This is a genomic window from Aeromonas sp. 604176 (assembly GCF_049170755.1).
Classification (GTDB): domain Bacteria; phylum Pseudomonadota; class Gammaproteobacteria; order Enterobacterales; family Aeromonadaceae; genus Aeromonas; species Aeromonas veronii_A.
Map to the genome: position 1 here is coordinate 1 of NZ_JAAKNE010000147.1, position 8,608 is coordinate 8,608.

Annotated in this window: 5 protein-coding genes and 1 pseudogene; 2 read left to right on the top strand and 4 right to left on the bottom strand. The window is 61.4% G+C overall.

What is annotated here, in order from left to right:
- Nucleotides 1-253: 253 nt before the first annotated feature.
- Nucleotides 254-760: an NUDIX domain-containing protein gene (locus G5358_RS18950; RefSeq protein ID WP_323916094.1), complete on the top strand. Its 507-nt coding sequence runs from the start codon at nt 254-256 to the stop codon at nt 758-760.
- 132 nt (nt 761-892) lie between these two features.
- Nucleotides 893-3,055 carry an AsmA family protein gene (locus G5358_RS18955; RefSeq protein ID WP_421324699.1) on the top strand — a complete coding sequence of 721 codons (2,163 nt, stop codon included), beginning with the start codon at nt 893-895 and terminating at the stop codon, nt 3,053-3,055.
- A 173-nt stretch (nt 3,056-3,228) separates the two neighbouring features.
- On the opposite strand, the gene glnE is transcribed toward G5358_RS18955, so the two are convergent.
- From glnE to G5358_RS18975, 4 genes and pseudogenes are all read right to left on the bottom strand, one after another.
- Complete coding sequence (glnE, locus tag G5358_RS18960) at nt 3,229-6,102, bottom strand: bifunctional [glutamate--ammonia ligase]-adenylyl-L-tyrosine phosphorylase/[glutamate--ammonia-ligase] adenylyltransferase (RefSeq protein ID WP_421324701.1); 2,874 nt, start codon at nt 6,100-6,102, stop codon at nt 3,229-3,231.
- 187 nt (nt 6,103-6,289) lie between these two features.
- Nucleotides 6,290-7,633: an NCS2 family permease gene (locus G5358_RS18965; RefSeq protein ID WP_421324703.1), complete on the bottom strand. Its 1,344-nt coding sequence runs from the start codon at nt 7,631-7,633 to the stop codon at nt 6,290-6,292.
- A gap of 264 nt (nt 7,634-7,897) precedes the next feature.
- The gene (locus G5358_RS18970; RefSeq protein ID WP_421324704.1) at nt 7,898-8,215 is read right to left on the bottom strand and encodes a hypothetical protein; all 318 of its coding nucleotides are present in this window, start codon (nt 8,213-8,215) and stop codon (nt 7,898-7,900) included.
- Between the two features lie 126 nt (nt 8,216-8,341).
- Nucleotides 8,342-8,608, bottom strand: a pseudogene (locus tag G5358_RS18975) (energy-dependent translational throttle protein EttA); the annotation flags it as partial.

Consider the following 8,608-nt stretch of genomic DNA (forward strand, 5'->3'; position numbering starts at 1 on the left):
TCAGAAGTGAAACGCGGTAGCGCCGATGGTAGTGTGGCATTCGCCATGCGAGAGTAGGACACTGCCAGGCACCCAATACAAGAAACCCCGCTCGATGAGCGGGGTTTTTTATTGGCTGAAATTCAGCAAATAGCCTGATAATTGCTCCGTTTTATTCCTCTCCCTTTGAATTCCTCGTTTTCCCCGTCTGTTTTACTCATAAAAAGCGGTCGCAACAGCTTAAAATGGCGCTTTATTTCGTCGGAGATAGCCCATGTTTTGTCCAAAATGCGGCGGTCAAACCCTGCAGAGCGTCAGCCCCAAAGAGTTTCGCTGTGGCTGCGGTTTTCATTTTTTCCAGAATGTGGCGACGGCGGTGATGGTGGCGCTTTGCTGGCAGGACGAGGTGCTGGTTGCGGTGAGGGCCGGCAATCCGGGCAAGGGGTTGCTGGATCTGCCTGGAGGATTTGTCGATCCCGGCGAGTCGCTGGAGGGGGCGCTGGTGCGCGAGTTGCAGGAGGAGCTGGGACTCGATGTCAGCGCTCAACCTTTTACCTATCTCGGTTCCTTCCCCAATATTTACCCCTACGATGGCATCACCTATCACACCTGTGACACCTTTTTCGCCATCAAGCTGAGTGAAAAACCGGTCATCCAGCCGGCTGACGATGTGGCCGCCTGTCAGTGGTTGAAGATTAGCGATATCCCCTTGTCCCGCTTTGCTTTCGAGTCGACGCGTACCGCGATGGCGCGGTTGCAGCAATCCCCTTTGCAAGCCTGATCCCTGCTGATGACGATGGGGATTGGCAGCGACCATCCCTGTCTCATCCTTGTCCGCTTTTGTCCCGCAGACGCCATTCGTCAGACGGTGAATGGTATAGTCTGCAGTGGATCCGGATTCAAGGAGCATATCGTGAAGAAGATAGTTCTCATCTTGCTCGGCATCGCCGTGGCGGCCTTGCTGGCCATAGTGACGTTGATAAGCCTTATCGACCCCAATCAATTCAAACCCCAACTGGCTGAACAGGTGCGCAAGAGCACGGGCCGGGAGCTGGTGATGGCGGGGGAGATTGACTGGCGTTTCTGGCCGAGTCTCGGCCTCTCGCTGGAGAAGGTGGCTCTGCGCAATCCGGCCGGTTTTGCCGAGCCGGATCTGGTTCGTTTCGAACAGGGCGAGGCCTCGGTGGCCCTGTTGCCGCTGCTCTCACATCGTCTGGAGATTGGCAAGGTGACCCTGAGTGGCGCCCATCTCTTTATCCAGACCAAGGCTGATGGCAGCTCCAATCTGAGCGGACTGATCAAAGATGCCACTGCTGATGCAAGCGAACCGGTCGTCCCCGCAACCCCTGCGCCAACCGCTGACAGCAAGCCCTGGCAGATCAGCTTGCAGGGTGTCGCGCTCTCCCAGGCCAGTGCGCTGGTACAGGATGATCGCAACGGCACGTCGCTGCGACTGGATCGCCTCGATCTCGATATGGGGCAGCTGGCCACCGGTCAGTGGGTACCCGTGACGCTGGCCGCCAAGGGAAGTGCCGACAAGCTTGCTTTCGATGTTAAAGGGCAGACCCAGATCAAGCTGGCGCAGGAGGTGATGGCGAGTGAACTGAAAGACTTGAACATCAGTGGCAGCCTGAGTGACCCGTCCCTGCGACTCGACAGTTTCTCCATCAAGGCAGACCGACTGGCCCTTGGTGAGTGGAGCAACCTCACGTTGGCGCTGAAGGGGGCCAAGGTAGGGGGGCAGCAAGCTTCACTGGCTGGCTCGCTGGAAGGAACACTCAAGGGACGGCTCGATAAAGAGATGAAGCTGGCCGAGCTCTCCGATGTGCTGCTGACGGCAGCGCTGGAAGGTGATGCCCTGCCGCGCCCGCAGATGAAGCTGAAACTGGCCGGGTTTGCCCGTGCCGAACTCGACAAGCAGTTGATTACTCTGAGCAAGCTTGTGATGAGTGCCGATGAGGCGCTGCTGAGTGGTGATGGAACCGTGCAGCTTGGTGCTGTTCCTGCAATCACTTTCGATCTCAAGGGTGAGAAGCTGGATCTCGACAAATGGCTCGCCAATTCGACACCGGCCACTCCAACACAAGCGAAAGAGGGCAAATCGGCGGCCGGTGCTTCAAATACCGCTGCAAGTGACAATAAAGCGGCAACCGGCAAGCGCGAAGCCCTCTCCGCGGTTGAACCGGATCTGGGCGCGCTCAAGGGGGTGGATCTGGATGGTCGGCTGCAACTCGGCGGTCTGCGCCTGAAAGGGCTGGCTCTCGGCGCAGTCGATCTGCAGGTGGCTCTGGCCAAGGGACTGCTGACGCTCAAACAGTTCAGCGCGACCGTTGCTGGCGGTCAGGTAAACGCGAACGGGGTACTCGACGCGCGCCAGCAACCCGCCACCTACAAGGTGCACAAGCAGGTGGCCGGAGTGAACATTCGTCCCTTGCTGCAGACTCTGGCCCAGAGCGATCTGCTGGAGGGCAAGGGCGATCTCGATGTGCAGGTGCAGGGGCGCGGTCTCTCTGCATTGGCACTGCGCAACGGGATGCGGGGCAAGGTCACATTGAAACTGAGCGACGGAGCCCTGCACGGCATCAACCTAGCGGAAATGATCCGCGAGGCGCGGGCCACCCTCAGCGGCAAGGGGGCCGAGCAGGTGAAGGAGGCGCGCAAGACCGACTTCAGCGCCCTCACCGCCAGCTTCCAGATTGCCGACGGCATCGCCCGCAGCAACGACATCCAGCTCTTTGCCCCCGCCTTGCGGGTCAAGGGGGAGGGGCAGACGGCGCTGGTGCCGGAGAGCCTCGACTTCCTGTTCCTCACCTCCATTGTCGAGAGCAGCAAGGGGCAGGGAGGAAAGGATGTGGATGAGCTGAAGGAGATCACCATTCCGGTGCGGATCGGTGGCCACTGGCAAGCCCCCAGCTACCAGCTCGACGTGAAGGCGCTGCTCAGCAACAACAAGTTGCTGGAGGATAAGGCGCGCAAGGAGGCCGAACGCGGCCTCAAGAAGCTGCTGGGGGACAAGGCCGACAACGATGCCGTCAAAGGGGTGGCCGACCAGCTGCTCAAGGGATTGTTCAAATAGCCCCAGCCTTTCGTTTTATCCCCATGCAGAGCCCGCCCCGTGCGGGCTCTTTCTTATTGTGGAGACCGTTCTGTGAGTGTCGTATCGGACTAGGCATTGGCCTGGCAACTCTATAGGGAAGGGCCCGCCTGAATTGCTTCAGGCGGGCCCTTTTTCATTGCCGCTGGCGGGAATTACTCCCCCAGCAGGGTTTGCCAGACGCCGAGGACATGGCTGCGCTCACTCTGCAGCTGATCGTCGCTCACCTTGCGGGAGATCTCCGAGAGGTTGAGGCGATGGCCGAGGTTGCGGATCTCCAGATAGGCCTGCTTCAGCCCCTCCGCCTGCTCCAGCGTCAGCACCCCCGCCATCACGCACTCATCGAAGATGCGCACGTTATCGGACCAGCGGGTGAGGGCGTCGGGCTCGCCGCAGGCGTGGGCCAGCACCAGATACTGGGCGATAAACTCGATATCCACCATGCCGCCGGGGGACTGCTTGAGGTCGAACTCGCCGGCACCGGCTTTGAGCAGGTGATCCCGCATCTTGTGGCGCATCTCGCGCACCTCGCGGGCCAGGGTCGGCAGATCTCGCTCCTTGGCCAGCACATCGCGGCGGATACGGGCAAACTCGGCAACGATGGCGTCATCGCCATAGATGGGGCGAGCCCGCACCAGCGCCTGATGCTCCCAGGTCCACGCCTCGTTTTGCTGGTACTGCTCGTAGGCCGAGAGGGACGAGACCAGCAGGCCGGAGTCGCCGGAGGGGCGCAGCCGCATATCGATCTCGTAGAGAATGCCGGAGGGGGTGCGGGTGCTGAACAGGTGCAGGATCCGCTGGGCGAGGCGCAGGTAGAACTGGCGGCTGTCGATGGGTTTGCGCCCGTCGGTGTAGCTGTTGGGGTCGCCGCCGTGCAGGAACACCAGATCTAGATCCGAGCCGTAACCGAGCTCGATGCCACCCAGCTTGCCATAAGCCACCACCGCAAAGCCGCGCTGACCGCTCAGCACCACCTCGGGTGGCACCCCGTAGCGCTCGCTCATCTGGGCCCATGCCTGATTAACCACCTCCTCGGTGATCGCCTCCGCCAGCCAGGTGAGGTGGTCGCTCACCTTCATCAGCGGCAGGGCGCCAGCGATATCGGCCGCCACGATGCGCAGCAGCTGCACCTGCTTGAACTGGCGCAGCGCCTCCATCTGCTGCTCCACGTCCTCTTCGGGTATGCGCAGCAGGAACTGGCGCAGCTGGGGCTTGTACTGATCGAGCGGGGTGGGGTGGTAGAGGTGCTGGGGATCAAGCAGCTCGTCCAGCAAAATCGGGTAGCGGGCCAGCTGTTCACTCACCAGATGGCTGGCGTCGCACAGCCGCACCAGCTGGCGCAGGGCGCCCGGGTTTTCCGCCAGCAGTTGCAGATAGGCGCTGCGGGTGAAGATGCGGGTCAGTAGCTCACATACCCGTTCGAACAGGCGGGCGGGCTGCTCGCTGGCGACCACCAGTCGCAGCAGCTCCGGCATCAGCCAGTCCAGCGCGATGCGCCCCTGCGGCCCCACCTGACGGCGCTTGTACTCCTCCTTGAAACGCAGCAGCGCGGCGCAGAGCGGGGCGGGCTCGGCCCCCCCCTGTGCAGTCAGCAATTTTTCCAGCTCGGCGGCGTCGAGCTCGGTGCGCCACAGATCGAGCCAGAGCTGCTCCAGATGGGCGGGGGCCTCCTTCTCTTCCCCCACCACGGCGGCGAACTCTTGATGGACGGCGGCCATCTCCTCATCCAGATGAGCCATAAAGGCGCCCCAGTCAGCAAAGCCGAGGGCAGCGATCAGCCGCTGGCGATCCCGCTCTTCGGTGGGCAGGGTTTGGGTCTGCTGATCGCCGATCTCCTGCAATATGTTCTCGACCCGGCGCAGGAAGCGATAGGTCTCCAGCAAGCGATCGCAATGGGCAGATTCGAGGGCGCCACATTGGGCGATGGCGGCCAGCGCTTCGGGCAGGTGGCGCACCCGCAGCGCCGGTTCACGACCGCCGCGAATAAGCTGCAGCGCCTGGGCGATAAACTCCACTTCACGGATGCCGCCAGCCCCCAGCTTGATATTGCCCTCCAGCCCCTTGCGGCGCACCTCGGCGGCGATCATCGCCTTCATCTGGCGCAGACCGTCGATAACGCCGAAGTCGATATAGCGGCGAAACACAAAGGGGCGCAGCATTTCGGCGAGCTCCACTGCGTGCTCGCATTGGGGGCCCAGCACCCGCGCCTTGACCATGGCGTAGCGCTCCCAGTTGCGGCCGTGATGCTGGTAATAATCCTCCATGGCGGCAAAGGAGATGGCCAGTGGCCCCGCATCGCCAAAGGGGCGCAGCCGCATGTCGACCCGGAACACCTGACCATCCTGGGTGGGCTGGTGGAGGGCGTTGATGATGCGCTGGCCCAGCTTGATAAAGAACTGCTGGTTGGCGAGTTCGCGCCGCCCGCCAACCGTGTAGCCGTTTTCGGGGAAGGTGAAGATAAGGTCAATATCCGAGGAGAAGTTGAGCTCGCCACCGCCGAGCTTGCCCATGCCGAGAATGAGCAGCGGCTGTGGGTTGCTGTTGCCGTCCATCGGGGTGCCCAGCTCGCCGCACTGTTTGGCGTAGAGCCAGTCGCGGGCGGAGCAGATCAGGGCATCCGCCAGTTTGGTGAGGTGGATAAAGCTCTCTTCTACTGTCGCGTGGCCCAGCAGCTCGCGCCAGGCGATCACCAGCATGCGGCTGCGGCGGAACTGGCGCAGGATGCGCTTGAGCGCCTCTTCATCGCTTACCTCGGCGAGCAGGGCGGTCAGATCGCGCTGGTAGGCGGGCCAGCGCTCGGCCTGATCCAGTTCTCCGGAGGCGAGCAGTTCGGTCAGCAACGCCGGCTGCTTGAAGAGAGAGTCGGCGACAAAATCGGAGAGGGCGAGCAGGGTCAGCAGGGTCTGGCGAACGGGCTCGGGCAGCGAGCCATAGTCGGGGGCCAGTTCGATCAGCCGCTGCCATTGGCGCTCGGCCTGTTCTTGCAGCAGGGGGGAGAGGGCGGAGAAAGAGGGAGAGTGCTGGGCCACGGTTGCCGTCCTTGTGGTTCACGACAGCGGGTTAACGACACGAGGTTAACAACGCTGCCGGTTCAAAATGGTGGCTGCCAATCTAGCACTGTCAGGCCCCCGCGTCACAGCGCAGGGGCGAGAAGCATGATCCGGCAAATAAAAATGGGCTCCCTGTCGGGAGCCCATCGGATTGTGCTGGTCATTATCAGTGGCTATCGACCCAGACGAACTTGAGCACGAACAGCAGGGCCACCACCAGCACGCAGGGGTTGATCTCGCGCCAGCGGCCGGTACCCGCCTTCATCACGCAGTAGGAGATAAAGCCGACGGCGATCCCCTCGGTGATGGAGAAGCTGAACGGCATCATGACGGCGGTCATAAAGGCCGGTACCGCTTCGGTCAAATCTTCCCACTTCACCCGGGTCAGCTCGGAGCACATCAGCACGCCCACATAGATAAGGGCGCCAGCGGCAGCATAGGCCGGCACCATGGCGGCGACCGGGGAGAAGAAGATAGCCAGCAGGAACAGCAGGCCGACCACGATGGCGGTCAGACCGGTACGGCCGCCGACGGCGACGCCGGAGCTGCTCTCGATAAAGGCGGTGACCGAGGAGGTGCCCATGAAGGCGCCGCCGACGGAGCTCACGCTATCCACCATCAGCGCCTGTTTCATGCGCGGGAAGTGGCCCTTGTCATCGGCCAGCTTGGCGCGGTTGGTGACGCCGATCAGGGTGCCGGAAGAGTCAAACAGGTTGACCAGCATAAAGGAGAAGATGATGCCGGCCAGGCTGATGTCGAGCGAACCCATCAGATCCAGCTGGCCGAACACTGGCTCGATGCTGGGGGGCATGGAGACGAAGCCCTTGAAGGTGACATCGCCAAACAGCCAGCCCAGACCCGTGGTGATCACGATGGCGATCAGCACGGCGGAGTGGACGCCGCGGGCGGAGAAGATGCAGATCAGGAAGAAGCCGAGCAGCCCCAGCAGGCAGGGCAGGGAGGTCAGGTTGCCCACGGTCACCATGGTCGCGGGGCTGGCCACAACGATCCCGGCGTTGTGCAGGCCGAGCAGGGCGATCAGCAGACCGATACCGGCGGTGATGCCAACCCGCAGGGTGAGCGGAATGTTGCCGATCAGCCAGTAGCGCACCCGCAGCAGGGTGAGGATCAACAGACCCATGGCACCCCAGAAGATGGTGCCCATGCCCACTTGCCAGGAGTAACCCATGCCGGCGACCACCACGAAGGCGAAGAAGGCGTTGAGGCCCATGGCGGGGGCCAGCGCGATCGGCAGGTTGGCCAACAGGCCCATCAGGATGCTGCCGATACCGGCGATGAGGCAGGTGGTGACGAACACGGCCTGGGTGTCCATGCCCGCAGCAGAGAGGATCTGCGGGTTGACGAACACGATGTAGACCATGGTCAGGAAGGTGGTGATACCTGCGATCACTTCGGTGCGGGCGGTAGTGCCATGGCCTTGCAGGGCAAACAGGCGCTCAAGCAATCCTTGCCCGGCGGCCTGATTGGCAGCTTGGTGTTGTTGATTCATGTTGGATTCCAATAGGTGACGTGAAATAAGCAGCAGGGGAACGGGCTATCCCATCCATGCGGGGTAAATTGCCCTGTTTCTGGCGGTTAAGTAACCAGACTCGTCCTGATACCGTGACAGCGCGCACATTTTTACACAGGCGGCGCCGTTTACAAACCCCGGATCTGCGAAGCAGATCAATGAATAGAGTAAAAATTCAAACGTTTGCTTTTTGAGCATGAAAAAAGGTTCTCAGCAGAGAACCTTTTATCGAAAATTGGAGGCTTAAAGGGTTTTGAAGTAGCGCTCGACCAGCTGGGCCAGCACCGAGTCGAGCCGGTCTTGCACTTCACCCAGTTCACGGCCGAAGCGGCGCAGAAACAGGCTTGCCTGCTCTTCGGTCAGCTTGCGCCCCTCGATAAAGAACTCTTGCTCCGGCAGCTGCTTGTCATAGCGGGGGATCAGCACCCAGCTCACCAGCTCGGGCTCCACGGCGGCAAAAATCTTGGCAGCAGCGGCACAGAAGGTCTCTATATGTGTCTTGCCATCCGGCCCGAGACAACCCGGTTCAACCCGGATCTGGATGGTCAGTTTTTTGGTCATTTCAGTACATCCATGCAATGTTATCCGTCTTGGATTGTAAGCCAAAAGGCAACAGAAAGGGGAGCCGGAGCTCCCCTTGTGACGCTGGTCGCAGCTGCGATGGTACGGCTTGCGCCGACTGACCGCTTACTTGGCGATACGCTTGTACTTGGCGCGGTGCGGCTGGATGGCCTCGGCGCCGTAGGTCTTCTTCTTCCACTCTTCGTATTCGGTAAAGTTACCTTCGAAGAACTCGATCTTGCCCTCATCCTGATAGTCGAGGATGTGAGTGGCGATACGGTCGAGGAACCAGCGGTCGTGGGAGATGACCATGGCACAACCCGGGAACTCCAGCAGGGCGTTCTCGAGGGCGCGCAGGGTTTCGATGTCCAGATCGTTGGTCGGTTCATCCAG